Here is a 15,295-nt window from a genome sequence, read left to right as displayed (position 1 = left end):
CCTGGCCCGCGAGAACTGTCGCGCAGCCCGAGACTCGGCTGCGCACCTGCCGCGGGCCGCACCCGGGCACCGCCGCACCCCCGTGGGTACGGTGGCGCCATGAGCGACGAACGCATCGAGTCCCAGTGGTGGTTCAACGAGAAGACGCACGAGGTGGAGCAGGGCCCGCAATCGCCGCAGCGTGACCGGATCGGCCCGTTCGACACGCGTGAGGAAGCGCAACACGCCCTGGACCGCATCAAGGCGAACAACGAGCGCTGGGACGACGAGGACCAATAGGCTGGAGGCCCCAGCAGCACCACGGAAAGGGCGTCCATGGACAAGCAGACGGACTTCGTGCTCCGCACCATCGAGGAGCGGGGCATCAAGTTCATCCGACTCTGGTTCACCGACGTCATCGGCACGCTCAAGTCCGTCGCGATCGCCCCGGCCGAGGTCGAGGGTGCGTTCGCGGAGGGCATCGGGTTCGACGGTTCCGCGATCGAGGGCCTGACGCGGTCCTACGAGGCCGACGTCCTGGCGCACCCGGACCCCTCGACGTTCCAGATCCTGCCGTGGCGGGGCGAGGTCGACCCGACCGCGCGGATGTTCTGCGACATCACGACGCCCGACGGTCAGCCGGCGGTGGCCGACCCGCGCAACGTGCTGAAGCGGACGCTGGCGAAGGCGAGCGACCGCGGGTTCACGTTCTACACGCACCCCGAGATCGAGTTCTACCTGCTGAAGAGCCGCGACTGGGCGGACGGCGGCCCGCAGCCCGTCGACCAGGCCGGCTACTTCGACAACGTCCCCGGCGGCAGCGCCCACGACTTCCGCCGCCGCTCGGTGCGGATGCTCGAGGACCTCGGCATCTCGGTGGAGTTCTCCCACCACGAGGCCGGGCCGGGGCAGAACGAGATCGACCTCCGCTACGCCGACGCGCTGACGATGGCGGACAACATCATGACCTTCCGCACGGTGGTGAAGGAGGTCGCGATCGAGCAGGGCGTCTACGCGACGTTCATGCCGAAGCCGCTGTCGGGTCAGCCGGGCTCGGGCATGCACACGCACGTCTCGCTCTTCGAAGGCGACCAGAACGCCTTCTACGAGGCCGGTGGCGAGTACCAGCTGTCCCAGACGGCCAAGCACTTCATCGCGGGCGTGCTGCAGCACGCGCCGGAGATCACCGCGGTGACGAACCAGTTCGTCAACTCGTACAAGCGCCTGTGGGGCGGTGACGAGGCCCCGTCCTTCGTGACCTGGGGACACAACAACCGTTCGGCGCTCGTCCGCGTGCCGCTGTACAAGCCGAACAAGGGCCAGTCCGCCCGCGTCGAGTACCGCGGCATCGACTCCGCCGCGAATCCGTACCTGGCGTACTCGCTGCTCCTCGCGGCGGGCCTCAAGGGCATCGACGAGGGCTACGAGCTCCCGCCGGAGGCCGAGGACAACGTCTGGAGCCTGTCCGACGCCGAGCGCAAGGCCCTCGGCTACAAGCAGCTCCCGGCCAGCCTCGACCACGCGCTCGGTCTGATGGAGGACTCGGAGCTCGTCGCCGAGACCCTGGGCGAGCAGGTCTTCAACTTCGTGCTGCTCAACAAGCGGCAGGAGTGGAAGGCCTACCGCGACCAGGTGACGCCGTTCGAGCTCCGCACCAACCTCGGCGCGCTCTAGCAGCCGCCGGGAGCGCCACGCATGACCGGTCGGACGAGGACGTCCCGTTCCGAGATGGCCCGCCTGGGCTTCGCGGAGCTGTCCGAGAGCCTGGAACGGATCGCCGGCCTGGAGGCGCGGTTCGGCCCCGACGTGCGGGTGCCGGTCACCGACGCCCCGGCGCTGTGGGAGTCCACGGCCGATCCCGACGGCGCGCTCCGGCTGCTCGAGCGGCTGCTCGAGCGTGCGCCGGACGAGCTCCGGCCGGTCCTGGCGGACACGGCTGCCACGGAGCGGCTCGTCCGACTGCTCGGTGCGTCGACGGGCCTCGGCGAGTTCCTGCACCGCCGGCCGACGGAGATCGCCCTGCTGCTCGAACCGGTCGCCGCGCCGTGGTCGCAGGAGGCGTACACGGCGTCGCTTGCCGAGGCGGTGGCCGACACGACCGGTGAGGACGCCCGGCTCCGGCTCCGCGTGCGCTACCGGCGGCACCTGGCGCAGATCGCCCTGTTCGACGTGCTGCACCCCGCCCCGACCGAGGTGTTCCCGGCCGTCGCCGCGGGGCTCGCCGACCTGGCGGGCGCGGCGCTCGAGGCGGCGGTCGCCGTCGCCCGACGCGAGGTCCCGTTCCCCGCCGCCGACGTCGAGGCCACCCCGCTCGCCGTGATCGGCATGGGGAAGGCCGGCGCCCGCGAGCTCAACTACGTCAGCGACGTCGACGTCATCTTCGTCACCGAGCCGACCCGCGACGACGATGCGGACACCGGCGTCGGCACCGACCGGGCCGTCCTCATCGCGACGCGCCTGGCCATCGCGGCGACGCACGCGATCACCGACCTCGCGGCCGAGCCCGCGCTGTGGGAGGTCGACGCGAACCTCCGGCCGGAGGGCAAGGACGGCGCGCTCGTCCGGACGCTCGACTCGCACGTGGCCTACTACGAGCGCTGGGCGAAGGGGTGGGAGTTCCAGGCGCTGCTCAAGGCGCGGCCGATCGCCGGCAGCCGAGACCTGGGGGAGCGGTACGCGGCCGCGGTCGCCCCCTTCGTGTGGAGTTCCGCCGGTCGGCCCGGGTTCGTCGAGTCGGTCCAACGGATGCGGGAGCGGGTCACCGACCACATCCCCGACGACGAGGTCGACCGGCAGATCAAGCTCGGACCCGGCGGCCTGCGCGACGTCGAGTTCACCGTGCAGCTGCTGCAGCTCGTGCACGGCCGCGACGACGAGTCCGTGCGGGTCCGCTCCACCCTCGAGGCGATGGACGCCCTGGCCGCCGCCGGGTACGTCGGCCGTCCCGAGGCGGCACGCTTCGGGCCCGACTACGCCCTGCTGCGCCTGCTCGAGCACCGCATCCAGCTCCGGCGGCTGCAGCGCACGCACCTGATGCCCGCGGACGAGGACGAGCTGCGGGTGCTCGCCCGGTCGACCGGTCTCGCGACCTCGGCCGCTGCGCTGGAGCAGCGGTGGCGTGGCGTGAAGCTCGAGGTCCGCGGGCTGCACGAGCGGCTGTTCTACCGTCCGCTGCTCTCCGCGGTCGCGGCGACCGACGGCGACATCGTGCTGACGAACGACCAGGCGGCGGACCGGCTCGGGGCGATCGGCTTCGCGGACCCGGCCGGCGCCCTCGGCCACATCCGTGCGCTGACCCAGGGCACGAGCCGACGTGCGGCCATCCAGCGGAACCTGCTGCCGGTGCTCCTGCGGTGGATGGCGGAGGGGCCGGCTCCGGACCGGGCGCTCCTGGCCTTCCGTCGCCTCAGCGACACCCTGGGGGAGTCGAGCTGGTTCCTCCGCATGCTCCGCGACTCGTCGGGCGCCGCGCACTCCCTGACGACCGTGTTGTCCGAGTCGGCGTTCCTCGCCGGTCTGCTCGAACGGTTCCCCGAGGCGGTCGCCTGGCTCGACGAGCCGGACGCGCTGCTCCGACCGAGGCCCCTCGCGTCGCTCCTCGCCGAGCACTCCGCGACGACCGCGCGCCACGGCGCCGACGTCGACGGCGCCGCCGCCCTCGTGCGGTCCGCCCGACGACGTGAGACCCTGCGGCTCGGCATGGCGGCCGTCCTCGGTCACCTGGACGTCGACGCGCTCGGCCCGGCGCTGTCCGACGTCACCGAGGCGACCCTCGCCGGTGCGCTCGCCCTCGCCCGACGGGACGCCCCGCCCGGGCTCGCGTTCGGCATCGTCGCGATGGGACGGTTCGGCGGTCGGGAGCTCGGCTTCGGGTCCGACGCCGACCTCCTCTACGTGTACCGGGCGTCCGGGGACCTCGCGCCGGAGCAGGCCTCGCGCGCCGCGCAGACGATCGTGCGCGAGCTGTCGCGGCTGACCGACGACGCGATCCACCCGTTCGAGCTCGACACCGACCTGCGGCCGGAGGGCAAGAACGGACCCGTCGTCCGCACGCTCGAGTCGTACGGCGCCTACTACGCCCGGTGGTCGCTGACGTGGGAGGCGCAGGCGCTCCTCCGGGCCCGCGGCGCCGTCGGCGACGACGCCCTGCTCCGCGACTTCGAGCACCTCGCCGACGGCACGCGGTACCCCGAGCGCATCGACGAGCAGGCGGTCCGCGAGGTCCGGCGCATCAAGGCTCGGGTCGAGTCCGAGCGGCTGCCGCGCGGGGCGGACCCGGCGCGGCACCTCAAGCTCGGCCGCGGGTCGCTCAGCGACGTGGAGTGGTTCGTCCAGCTGCTGCAACTGCAGCACGCGACGACCGTGCCGGGGCTGCGGACGACGTCGACGCTCGAGGCCCTCGACGCCGCCACCGCCGCCGGGCTCGTCGCACCGGAGGACGCCGAACGCCTCGGTGCCGCCTGGCGCTTCGCCTCCCGCACCCGGAGTGCGCTCGTGCTCTGGTCGGGGAAGACCACCGACGTGCTGCCCGTCGACCGCGTGCAGCTCGAGGGGATCGCGCGGCTGATGGAGTACCCGCCGGGCTCGGCGTCGCGGCTCGAGGACGACTACCTCGGGGTCACCCGACGCGCTCGCCAGGTGTTCGAGCGGGAGTTCTACGGCGCCTGAGCGCCCCACGACACGCCCGAGACGACGTCGGCCGCGGAACGTGACGTGTCGTCGATGATGAAATCTCCGCGTCGCGCGGTGTCCCCCGGGGGCAGGTGTGCTGTACCCCGCGACGATCGATCCGCCGGGTCGTGACCGGACCGTGATCGACAGTCGACGAGGTCGTGGCGAGCCGAGATGACCAGGTGACCCCTGAACAGGGGTAAGGGGTGTCTGATCTGGGGTTCCCCTGAGAACCGCTTCGCGCCTCCCGGCCGGTCGACGCTCGGTGTTGCGTGCTGCAGGACGGTGGACCGGTCCACCTTCCTGCTGTCAGCAGCAGTGCGGACAACGGCGTCACCGCGTGAGGGGGACCGAGTTGTACCCCGTCACGTGCTGGAAACACCCCCGGACAGGGGTCGCGTTGCGGCGACACCCAGCTTCTGTCTCAATGGGCTCACCCGAACCGCCCACGGTTCCTCGATGAAGCGGAATCCCCACCTCGAACGTTGAAGCAGGGATCGATGTTCACCTTCATTCTGCAGATCCGGCAGATGGTCGACGGGCACCCCGAGTTCTACCTGTTCGCCGTGTACTCCGCGGTGATCTGGTTGCTCTGGCTGCTCAAGGTCGTCCTGTCCGCCCGCTACCGCCCCTTCACCGGCACCTACACCGGCACCACCAGCGTGGTCGTCCCCGTCGTCGACGAGCCGATCGACCTCTTCCGCGACGTGATCGGCCGCATGGTCGAACAGGGTCCCGGCGAGATCATCGTCGTGATCAACGGCGCGAGGAACGAGGCGCTGGAGCAGGTGTGCGACGAGTTCGCCCCGCTCGTCCGCTGGACCCACACGCCCATCCCGGGCAAGCGCAACGCCGTCAAGGTCGGCACCGAGATGTCCACCGGTGACATCACCGTGCTCGTCGACTCCGACACGGTGTGGACGCCCGGCACCCTCGACGAGCTGCTCAAGCCCTTCGCCGACGAGTCCGTCGGCGGGGTCACCACCCGCCAGCGCATCCTCGAGCCGACCCGCTCGTGGATCACCCGCTGGGCCGACTGGCTCGAGAACTCGCGGGCGCTCTACTCGATGCCGGCGCAGAGCGTGCTCGGCCAGATCGGGTGCCTCCCGGGCCGGACGATCGCGTTCCGCCGGAACATCCTCGTCCGGGTCATGGACCGGTTCATGCACGAGAAGTTCATGGGGGTGTTCCTCGAGGTGTCCGACGACCGGACCCTGACGAACCTGACCCTCAAGGAGGGCTACCGGACCGTGTACCAGTACACGTCGCTGGTCTACACGGACGCTCCGCTGCAGGTGAAGAAGCTGTTCAAGCAGCAGCTCCGCTGGGCGCGCGGCTCGCAGTACAACACGCTGCGGATGCTGCCGTGGATGCTCGGGCACGCGCCGATCCTGGCGGTCTTCTTCCTGACCGACATCATCCTGCCGTTCATGCTCTTCGGTGTGATCGCCGGCTGGATCTACCGCGCCGTGACCGGGCAGGGCGAGAACCTGTACCAGGGCATCCTGCAGCAGTACGGCTTCTCGACGGGGTTCGTCTACGTCGCCGGACTCATGGTCGTGTCGAGCGTGCTGAGCATGGCGATCCGACAGATGCGGCACCTCGCCGAGAAGCCGAGCGACTTCTTCCGCCTGCCGATGTTCATCATCGTGTCGACGTTCTTCCTCATGCCGATCCGCCTCATCGGCTTCTTCCGACTGGCGCACGCGTCCGGCTGGGGGACCCGCGCCGGAGCCTACGCCGGCGGGCCGATGGAGGAGGACCCGGCGGACGCCGTCCAGCCGAACGCACTCGGGGCACCGCCGGTCAGTCCGGTCGACGCCGGGCTGCCGCCGGTGGACCGCACCGACGTCGTCCGCTCGCGTGTGGAGGCGGACGCCGCCCGCTCGCGCGTCGGCGGCGACGACCAGGCCGCGGCCGACCGCGCGTTCGACGAGCTCTTCGGGGCCGACGTCACGACGAACTCGACCGCGACGGTGCTCGCCACGCGACGGTCGGCGGCCGTGGCGGCGTCGGCGCCCGCTCGTCCGGCGGTCACCAAGGCCCGTCGTGTCAATCCCTACGCGGCGATCCCGTACCTGATCGGGTTCGCGGTCTTCGCACTGGAGGCGTTCCTCATTGTCTGACCTCATCCGTTCCACCAGCACGTGGTGGGCACAGTCCAGCAAGCACGCTCGCCGTACCGCCATCGGCACGGCCGCGATCGTCCTGGTGCTCGGCCTGATCACGTGGACCGTCTGGGTCTCGCCGGCCGGCCCCGTGTCGAGTGCCGTGCAGACCGCCCTCGGCGTCACCCCGCCGAAGGCGAAGCAGCCCACCGCCGCCGAGCTCAGTGCGAAGCTCGACGCCGCGCAGCGGACCATCTGGCAGCTCGAGGGCAAGCTCGACTCGTCGGGAGCCCAGGCCGGTTCCCGGGCCGAGGAGATCACCCGCCTCAAGGCGCAGATCGCCTCGCTGCAGTCCGACCTCGGTGCGGCGACGAGCGGCGGGAAGGCGTCGGCAGCCGGGTCGGGCTCGGGCGGGGGCGCTGCCGGCTCCTCCTCCGCCGGGAAGGGCTCGGGCGGGGGCGCCGCGGGGAACCCCGCCGGTGGTGCCGGCGGGAGCTCCGGCTCCGGCGCGTCCGGCGGGACCGGTGGGAACGCCGGCACCTCGAAGGACCCGGTCGCGTCCGAGCCGATCACGACCCCGACCAAGGCACAGATCCTCGGCCAGCAGTCCCGCTGGTACGGGCTCTACACGACGCAGTCCCCGTTCAACTGGGCAGAGTACGACCGCGTCACGCAGGAGGTCGGCCGTGCCACGAACATGGTGGGGTACTTCCAGGGCTTCGACCAGGACTTCAACGCGAGCGCCGTCCAGCGGTCGTGGGCGAACGGCCGCCTGCCGATGATGACGTGGGAGACCGTTCCCGCGAAGACCGGCAACGACCAGCCGTACGTCGAGGGCTACACGAACCAGGACATCGTCTCCGGGAAGTTCGACGACTACCTCGCGTCCTACGCGTCGGCGCTGAAGGCGAACGGCATGCCCGTCGTCATCCGCCTCGACCACGAGATGAACGGCCAGTGGTACAACTGGTCCGAGGGGTCGAAGCAGCAGAACGCGCCGGGCTCGTACGTCGCGATGTGGAAGCACGTGCACGACGTCTTCCAGGCCAACGGGGCGAACGACTACGTCATCTGGAACTGGTCGCCGTCGCGCATCGATAAGCTCGGCAACGCGACGTACCAGACGCTCGACTACATGCGGCAGTACTACCCGGGCGCGGACTACGTCGACTGGGTCGGCATGAGCGGCTACTACCGCACGGCCACCGAGCAGCCCACGTTCCAGAACACCTTCGGCGCCACCCTCGCGCAGATCCGTCAGGTCGCTCCCGGCAAGCACATCTTGCTGAACGAGATCGGCGCGACCGAGACCGGGGGCACCGTCTCGGACAGCCAGAAGTCGCAGTGGATCGCCTCGCTCTTCGACGCCCTCGCCGATCCCGCCAACCGCGACGTCATCGGCTTCGCGTACTTCAGCCAGGTGGCCACCACCATCGTGGACGGCACCCGCACCACCAATGACTGGCGCCTCGACTCCCGCGCCGACAGCCTGGCGACCTTCGCCGAGGGCATCGCCCGCACCGACACCGACTACGACCTGCAGGAGGTCAAGCAGTGACCGCTCAGAAGAAGACCGATGCCGCCGACGTGCGGCCGGCTCCCGTCATCAGCGTCATCGGCACCGGGTACCTCGGCGCCACCCACGCGGCCGCCATGGCCGAGATGGGCTTCGAGACCATCGGCGTGGACGTCGACCCCGCGAAGCTCGCCGCCCTGTCCGCCGGCGAGGTGCCGTTCTACGAGCCCGGCCTGCCCGAACTCATCACGAAGCACGTCGCCACCGGGAAGCTCCGCTTCACGGCCGACCTCGCCGAGGCCGTCGCCGCGGCGGACGTCCACTTCGTGTGCGTCGGCACGCCGCAGAAGGCCGGGTCGCACGCTGCGAACCTGACCTACGTCGAGGCCGCGACCCGCGGGGTCGCCGAGCACCTCACCCACCCCGGGCTCATCGTCGGCAAGTCCACCGTGCCCGTGGGGACCGCCGAGCGGCTGCGCGGTATCGTCCGCGAGTTCAGCCCCGCCGGCATCCAGGCCGAACTCGTCTGGAACCCGGAGTTCCTCCGCGAGGGCAAGGCCGTCGACGACACCCTCCACCCGGACCGACTGGTCTGGGGCGGCGCCTCGGCCGCGGCGGACGCCGTGATCCGTGAGGTCTACGCCGCACCGATCGCCGAGGGCACCCCGGTCGTCTCGACCGACCTCGCGACCGCCGAGCTCGTGAAGGTCAGCGCGAACGCGTTCCTGGCGACGAAGATCTCGTTCATCAACGCGATCTCCGAGATGTGCGCGATCACCGGAGCCGACGTCACGACGCTCGCCGACGCCCTCGGGCACGACGTCCGCATCGGCAGGAAGTTCCTGAACGCCGGTCTCGGCTTCGGAGGCGGCTGCCTGCCGAAGGACATCCGCGCGCTCATGCACCGCGCGAACGAGATCGGCGCCGGTCGGGTCGTCGGGCTCATGCAGCAGGTCGACGAGATCAACATGGGGCAGCGCGAGCGGGTGATCGACATGACGATCGAGGCGCTCGGGGGCTCGGTGCTGAACCGCCGCGTGGCCGTGGTCGGCGCCGCGTTCAAGCCGCTCACCGACGACGTCCGTGACTCCCCGGCGCTCAACGTGGCGGCCGCGCTGCACCTCCGGGGCGCGCAGGTCACGCTGTGGGACCCGGAGGCGAACGAGACCGCCCGGCGGTCCTTCCCGACGCTGTCGTACGCCGCCACGAAGGAGGACGCCGTCGAGGGTGCCGACGTCGTGCTCGTCCTGACCGAGTGGGACGAGGTCGTGCAGGCGTCACCCGTGGCACTCGGATTGCTCGTCGGACGTCGCGTCGTCATCGACGCGCGCAACTGCCTCCCGGTCGCCGACTGGGTCGAGGCGGGGTGGTCCGTCCGTTCCCTGGGGCGGCCCACGCCGGTCACGGGTGCACCCGTGAGCGTGGCGGCGGGGGCGAACGACGTGCTGGCCACAGGGCGGTAGTCGTCACCGCCAGGAGCGGGGTCCGTGCCGGGGCGGCGCGGGCCCCGCTCTCGCGTGCCAGGGGCAGCCTGACCGTTCCGGGCGTACCTGGTTGTTCCGGGCGTACCTGGTGCTGCGGTCCGACCAGGTACGCCCGTTCCCGCTTGCCATCCTCACTGTGATGGGAAGGAACGGGCGGGTAGTGGCGCGACGGTCTGGAGGCCCGGTGCCGGTACGCCGAATCGGCACCGGGCCTCCAGGCGGTCCCGTCCACTGCCCGTGCGCCGTCGCGGACACGGCCGCGCGCCTCCCCGCCGATGACTCCGCGAAGGCGACAGTGCACCGCGAACGGTTCGCCGAACGCTGTCGCCTCAGCGGAGCACTCGCGCTCCCAGCGCGCACCGCGCGCGCAGAAGGGTCCCGCACCGTGTGGTGCGGGACCCTTCCGAGGTGAGCGAGGGTCAGACGCCGAAGTACAGCTCGTACTCGAACGGGTGCGGACGCTGCGCGAGCGGGAGGATCTCGTTCTCACGCTTGTAGTCGATCCACGTCTGGATGAGGTCCTCGGTGAAGACGTTGCCCTTCGTGAGGAACTCGTGGTCCGCCTCGAGCGCGTCGAGCGCCTCGTCGAGGGAGCCCGGCACCTGCGGGATGCCCTTGGCCTCCTCCGGGGGGAGCTCGTAGAGGTCCTTGTCGACCGGCTCGTGCGGCTCGATGCGGTTCTGGATGCCGTCGAGGCCCGCCATCAGCTGCGCGGCGAACGCGAGGTACGGGTTCCCCGAAGCGTCCGGCGCGCGGAACTCGATGCGCTTCGCCTTCGGGTTCGTGCCGGTGATCGGGATGCGGATCGCGGCGGAGCGGTTGCCGGCCGAGTAGACCAGGTTGACCGGAGCCTCGAAGCCCTTGACCAGGCGGTGGTACGAGTTGATCGACGGGTTCGTGAACGCGAGCAGCGCCGGGGCGTGCTTCAGGATGCCGCCGATGTACCAACGAGCGAGGTCGGAGAGGCCGCCGTAGCCGTTCTCGTCGTAGAAGAGCGGCTTGCCGTCCGACCAGAGCGACTGGTGGGTGTGCATGCCCGAGCCGTTGTCACCGAAGAGCGGCTTCGGCATGAACGTGGCGACCTTGCCCCACTGGTCGGCCGTGTTCTTGACGATGTACTTGAACTTCAGGATGTCGTCCGCGGCGTGGACCATCGTGTCGAACTTGTAGTTGATCTCCTGCTGGCCGCCGGTGCCCACCTCGTGGTGCGAGCGCTCGAGCTCGAAGCCCGCCTCGATCAGCTTGAGGGTGATGTCGTCGCGCAGGTCCGCCGTCTTGTCGACGGGGGAGACCGGGAAGTAGCCGCCCTTGTACGGGGTCTTGTTCGCGAGGTTGCCGCCCTCTTCCTCGCGACCGGTGTTCCAGGCGCCCTCTTCCGAGTCGACCGAGTAGAACGACTTGTTCTGGGTGACGGAGTAGCGGACGTCGTCGAAGATGTAGAACTCGGCCTCGGGGGCGAAGAACGCGGTGTCCGCGATGCCCGTCGACGCGAGGTACTTCTCGGCCTTCTTCGCGACCTGGCGCGGGTCGCGGCCGTAGATCTCGCCGTTCCGCGGGTTGTAGATGTCGAAGATCATGATCAGCGTGCGCTCGGCGCGGAACTGGTCGATGTACGCCGTCGTCACGTCCGGGATGAGCTGCATGTCCGACTCGTGGATCGACGCGAAGCCGCGGATCGAGGAGCCGTCGAAGAGCTGTCCGACCGAGAAGAAGTCCTCGTCGACCGTCGACGCCGGGATGTTGAAGTGCTGCTGGACACCGGGCAGGTCCGTGAAGCGGATGTCGAGGAACTTGACGTCCGTGTCCTTGATGAAGGCGAGCACCTCGGAGGAATCGCTGAACATGTGTGTCGATCTCCTGGGGGGTAGGTGATGTCGGAGGTGCCGCGGGTGCACCCTCCGACGAGGCTATTGACACCGGGTTTCCCGGACATGACTGCATTGTTTCGTGCGTGTTACGGGCACGGAGTCGCCTACCCTTGAGGCATGGCCCGCAGCACCACCCCGCCCTCGGCGTCCTCGGCACACCCCGGTGGGGAGCACCCGGACGGCTGGCCGGGCAAGGACCTCGGGCTCCCGGAGGACGGTCCGCGCAGTGTCGGCCGCATCGGTCGTCGCGTGGTCGGACTGCTCATCGACGGCATCCTCGCCGACCTCGTCGCCTACGTCACGGGCGTGTGGTCGCCGCTCGAGGGGTCCGGCGACATCGCGCACACCTGGATCCAGCTCGCGATCTTCGCCGCGCTGCAGGTCCTGTTCATCTGCACGCTCTCCGGGTCCTTCGGGCACGTCTGCGTGGGGCTCCGGGTCGTCCCGATCCGCGGCGGCTACGTCGGGGTGTGGCGACCGATCGTCCGGACGGTGCTGCTCTGCCTGGTCGTCCCGGCGCTCATCATCGACCGCGACAGCCGTGGCGCGCACGACCGCATCGCCGGGACGGTGCTCGTCCGGCGCTGACCCAGCAGGAGGGGCGCGCGGCGGGAAGGGTTCGTGGCGGGGCGCGAGCGGCCGGCGCGGCAGCGGCATCGGTCACGCGCGTCGTTCGACGTCGCACCGGTCGATCGAGGCATGTGATGTCGGACGATGCACGCGTACGACTGCGCGCTGCACCCAGGAGTCCCGAACGCGACGATGCCCCCGACCTGGCACGGTCGGGGCGTCGTCGTGACGTCGTGCGGGACGGTCAGCGCGGCCGTCCGGCACGAGCCCGCATCGGGTCCATGCCCTTCGGGATCGCGGCCGCCGGGCTGTGCGTGAGGGAGTCGAGCCGGTTCGCGACCGCCAGGACCTCGTTGCGGTTCAGCGCCTTCTTGTACTTGTTCATCGCCCGCGGCAGCTTGTGCAGCGTCACGCCGTCCTCGTCGTCGTCGACGTGGACCACGTGCACGGGGACGTTCGGGACGATGCGCTGGACCTTGCGGCGCTCCTCGTCCACCTGACGCTTGAGGTTGCCGCGCTGCCCCTCGGTGATCAGGACGACGCCGGGGGTGCCGACCGCGCGGTAGACGGCAGCCTGCGACCGGCCGTGCACGGCGACGGGCATCTCGCTCGAACGCCACTGGCGACGCAGGGAGTTCGAGAGCACCGCACCGACGGCACCGGGCTGGCCTGCGATCTGCGAGTACGCGGCGCGCTCCGCGAGACGACCGAGGACGATGAGGAAGAGCAGCACACCGAGCAGCACACCGGCGACGATCCACAGCGTGATCGCGAGCCAGTTCTGCCCCGGCAGGAGCAGCGCGAGCAGCACGCCCGCCACGACAGGGCCGACGAACGCCAGCAGGAACCACCAGACGGACTTCGGGTCGGCCCGACGGGTCATCGTGAAGACCTGGTACATCTGCTTGAGACGACCCGGCTCCTTCGCCGTCGTTGCTTGGGGAGTGCTGCGTGCCATGCGACCAGGATACGGCCTCGACCATCGCTCGTGGACCGCTGGGCACCAGGCTGTGGGCGAACGCCGCCGTCCACAGACCCTCGTCCCCGGCCTGGAGGCCCGCCCCGCCTCCGCGATGCTCGTCACCGTGACGACGACAGCAGACAGCATCCGGTGGTGCGGCACCCGTGACCCGGTCGCGTTCTCGAGGTGGGTCGCGGACCGCGCCGCGGGCGTCGGTCCGCACCTCGTGCCGGTGACCCGCGTCGGCAGGTGCCCGCGCGGGCACCTCGCGGCCGAGGTCCTGCACCCGAGCGCGCGGCCCCTCGAGGACGCCCTCGATGCGCTCGGCGTCCCGACCGAGGGCGTCGCGGTCACCCTCACGGTGCCCCTCCTCGAACTCGCGGCACGGGCACGATCCGGCGCCGTCGAACTGGGCGTCGTGTCCTTCGACGCCGTCCGTGTCGACGACGCCGGAGCGATCATCGTGGCCGACGACCCGCCAGGGGCAACGCCGGTCTGCACGGGATCAGCGCCACCTGGGCCAGAGCCACCGCAGCCAGTGCCACCGCAGCCAGCGCCACCGGCCGGTCGTCCGGGATCGCGGTTGCCCCCACTCCCGCCGCCCGTCGACCTCGACGGCGCCGGTCAGCTCGTCACCGCCGCCCGAGCGGTGTGGGACCGCGTGGACGCTCGGTCCGGGGCACGCCACACCCTCGACCCCGTCCTCGATGCTGCTCGCAGCGGGGACGCCGGAACGATCGCCGAGGCGCTCGACCTCGTCGTCGGAGCCGCCCCGCCGAGGCCCGTGCGGTGGAGCAGACCCGCCTCCGTGTTCCTCGACGAGGAACCCGGCGCAGCCCGGCCCACGTCGATCGACGCCGGGGACGTCGTCGGGACGATGGCGCAGGTGGTGCGGGACCTCGTGGAGCGAGGAGTCCCGCTCGGTCGCGGACGACGGGTACCGGTCAGACACGTCGTGGTCGGCACCGTGGTCACCGGCGGGCTCGTGACCGCGATGACGAGCCTGCTCTGACGGAGCCAGGAGCCCCGAGCCCGGAGCCCGGAGCCCGGACCCGGAACGCCGGACGGCCCCGGTCCCTCGAGGGGACCGGGGCCGTCCGGCGTGGATCGGACCGTCGACTCAGTAGCCGAGGTTCGGGCCGAAGTTGCCCTCCTCGAGACGGTTCTTCACCGCGACGAGGTACCGCGACGCGTCCGCGCCGTCGATGATCCGGTGGTCGTACGACAGCGCGAGGTAGACGAACGAACGGATCGCGATCGCCTCCTGCCCGTCGACCTTCACGACCGCCGGGCGCTTCGTCACGATGCCCGTGCCGAGGATCGCCGACTGCGGCAGGAACACCACGGGGGTGTCGAACAGCGCGCCACGCGAACCGGTGTTGGTCAGCGTGAACGTGCCGCCGGCGAGCTCGTCCGGCTTGAGCTGGTTGTTGCGGGTGCGCTCGGCGAGGTCCGCGATCGCCTTCGAGAAGTCGGCGAGCGACAGACCCGAGGCGTCCTTGATCACCGGGGTGAGCAGGCCGCGCTCGGTGTCGACCGCGATCGAGACGTTCTCGTGGTCCGGGTAGACGATCTCGTCGCCCTCGACCGTGGAGTTGATCTTCGGGTGTGCCTTGAGCGCCTCGGACGCCGCGAGGGCGAAGAACGGCATGAAGCTGAGCTTCGCGCCGGTCTTCTCGAGGAACTCGGCCTTGTTCGCGTCACGGAACTGCGCGACCTTCGTGACGTCGACCTCGACGACGCTGGTGAGCTGTGCGGTCGAGGTCATCGACTGCACGGCACGCTCGGCGACGACCTTGCGGAGGCGCGTCATCTTCTCGCGGGTGCCGCGGAGCGGCGAGGTCTCGGCCACGAACGGACCGGCGGCAGCGGCGGCCGGAGCCGACGAACCGGCGGACGACGCCTTCGCGGCAGCGGCGAGCACGTCCTCCTTGCGGATGCGGCCACCGACCCCGGAGCCGGAGACGGTCGACAGGTCGACGCCCTGCTCGTTCGCCAGCTTGCGCACGAGCGGCGTGACGTAGCCGGAGGCCGCGGCGTCCTGGTTCGGGTTCGGCACCGACGCCGAGGCGGTCGCACCCGACGCGGCAGGTGCCGGGGCAGCGGCCGGAGCCGGGGCGGCGGCCGGAGCCGGGACA

General features: G+C 70.8%; 11 protein-coding genes. 8 read left to right on the top strand and 3 right to left on the bottom strand.

Annotated elements, in window-relative coordinates; all coding sequences use genetic code 11:
- The first annotated feature begins 99 nt into the window (after window positions 1-99).
- From D8M35_RS12040 to D8M35_RS12015, 6 genes are all read left to right on the top strand, one after another.
- Entirely contained in the window at window positions 100-279 is a 180-nt protein-coding gene (locus D8M35_RS12040; protein WP_058729959.1) for an SPOR domain-containing protein, read from the top strand.
- A gap of 36 nt (window positions 280-315) precedes the next feature.
- Complete coding sequence (glnA, locus tag D8M35_RS12035) at window positions 316-1,653, top strand: type I glutamate--ammonia ligase (protein ID WP_126892084.1); 1,338 nt, start codon at window positions 316-318, stop codon at window positions 1,651-1,653.
- Window positions 1,654-1,674: 21 nt separating this feature from the next.
- Window positions 1,675-4,647, top strand: a complete 2,973-nt coding sequence (locus D8M35_RS12030) for a bifunctional [glutamine synthetase] adenylyltransferase/[glutamine synthetase]-adenylyl-L-tyrosine phosphorylase (protein ID WP_126892083.1) — start codon at window positions 1,675-1,677, stop codon at window positions 4,645-4,647.
- A 503-nt stretch (window positions 4,648-5,150) separates the two neighbouring features.
- A complete protein-coding gene (locus D8M35_RS12025; RefSeq protein WP_126892082.1) occupies window positions 5,151-6,776 on the top strand; it encodes a glycosyltransferase family 2 protein in 1,626 nt (541 codons plus the stop codon).
- Window positions 6,769-8,316 carry a glycoside hydrolase family 26 protein gene (locus D8M35_RS12020; RefSeq protein ID WP_126892081.1) on the top strand — a complete coding sequence of 516 codons (1,548 nt, stop codon included), beginning with the start codon at window positions 6,769-6,771 and terminating at the stop codon, window positions 8,314-8,316. The genes D8M35_RS12025 and D8M35_RS12020 overlap by 8 nt, the downstream gene beginning before the upstream one ends.
- Window positions 8,313-9,737: a UDP-glucose/GDP-mannose dehydrogenase family protein gene (locus D8M35_RS12015; protein WP_126892080.1), complete on the top strand. Its 1,425-nt coding sequence runs from the start codon at window positions 8,313-8,315 to the stop codon at window positions 9,735-9,737. Before D8M35_RS12020 ends, D8M35_RS12015 begins: the two co-directional genes overlap by 4 nt.
- A gap of 440 nt (window positions 9,738-10,177) precedes the next feature.
- Here the strand turns inward: D8M35_RS12015 and glnA (D8M35_RS12010) are convergent, their stop codons facing one another.
- The gene (gene glnA / locus D8M35_RS12010; protein WP_092387442.1) at window positions 10,178-11,602 is read right to left on the bottom strand and encodes a type I glutamate--ammonia ligase; all 1,425 of its coding nucleotides are present in this window, start codon (window positions 11,600-11,602) and stop codon (window positions 10,178-10,180) included.
- A gap of 141 nt (window positions 11,603-11,743) precedes the next feature.
- Between glnA (D8M35_RS12010) and D8M35_RS12005 the strand changes: the two genes are divergently transcribed.
- Entirely contained in the window at window positions 11,744-12,214 is a 471-nt protein-coding gene (locus D8M35_RS12005) for an RDD family protein (protein WP_058728605.1), read from the top strand.
- Between the two features lie 226 nt (window positions 12,215-12,440).
- Here D8M35_RS12005 and D8M35_RS12000 read toward each other — a convergent pair whose 3' ends face one another.
- Entirely contained in the window at window positions 12,441-13,154 is a 714-nt protein-coding gene (locus D8M35_RS12000; protein ID WP_058728606.1) for a DUF4191 family protein, read from the bottom strand.
- A 127-nt stretch (window positions 13,155-13,281) separates the two neighbouring features.
- Between D8M35_RS12000 and D8M35_RS11995 the strand changes: the two genes are divergently transcribed.
- The gene (locus D8M35_RS11995; protein ID WP_126892079.1) at window positions 13,282-14,169 is read left to right on the top strand and encodes a hypothetical protein; all 888 of its coding nucleotides are present in this window, start codon (window positions 13,282-13,284) and stop codon (window positions 14,167-14,169) included.
- Between the two features lie 108 nt (window positions 14,170-14,277).
- On the opposite strand, the gene sucB is transcribed toward D8M35_RS11995, so the two are convergent.
- The coding region (gene sucB / locus D8M35_RS11990) for a 2-oxoglutarate dehydrogenase, E2 component, dihydrolipoamide succinyltransferase (protein WP_126892078.1) at window positions 14,278-15,295 on the bottom strand (1,018 nt) is incomplete at its 5' end.

It is taken from the genome of Curtobacterium sp. HSID17257 (assembly GCF_003989515.1).
Taxonomy (GTDB): Bacteria; Actinomycetota; Actinomycetes; order Actinomycetales; family Microbacteriaceae; genus Curtobacterium.
The sequence above is the reverse complement of the archived record's forward strand: the minus strand, read 5'-3'. Positions and strand labels throughout refer to the sequence as shown.

Excerpts from the sequence above, each read along its gene's own strand:
- glnA (WP_126892084.1), top strand. The coding sequence starts at position 316 with ATGGACAAGCAGACGGACTTCGTGCTCCGCACCATCGAGGAGCGGGGC.
- D8M35_RS12025 (WP_126892082.1), top strand. The coding sequence starts at position 5,151 with ATGTTCACCTTCATTCTGCAGATCCGGCAGATGGTCGACGGGCACCCC.
- D8M35_RS12000 (WP_058728606.1), bottom strand. The coding sequence starts at position 13,154 with ATGGCACGCAGCACTCCCCAAGCAACGACGGCGAAGGAGCCGGGTCGT.
- glnA (WP_092387442.1), bottom strand. The coding sequence starts at position 11,602 with ATGTTCAGCGATTCCTCCGAGGTGCTCGCCTTCATCAAGGACACGGAC.
- D8M35_RS12040 (WP_058729959.1), top strand. The coding sequence starts at position 100 with ATGAGCGACGAACGCATCGAGTCCCAGTGGTGGTTCAACGAGAAGACG.
- D8M35_RS12005 (WP_058728605.1), top strand. The coding sequence starts at position 11,744 with ATGGCCCGCAGCACCACCCCGCCCTCGGCGTCCTCGGCACACCCCGGT.
- D8M35_RS12030 (WP_126892083.1), top strand. The coding sequence starts at position 1,675 with ATGACCGGTCGGACGAGGACGTCCCGTTCCGAGATGGCCCGCCTGGGC.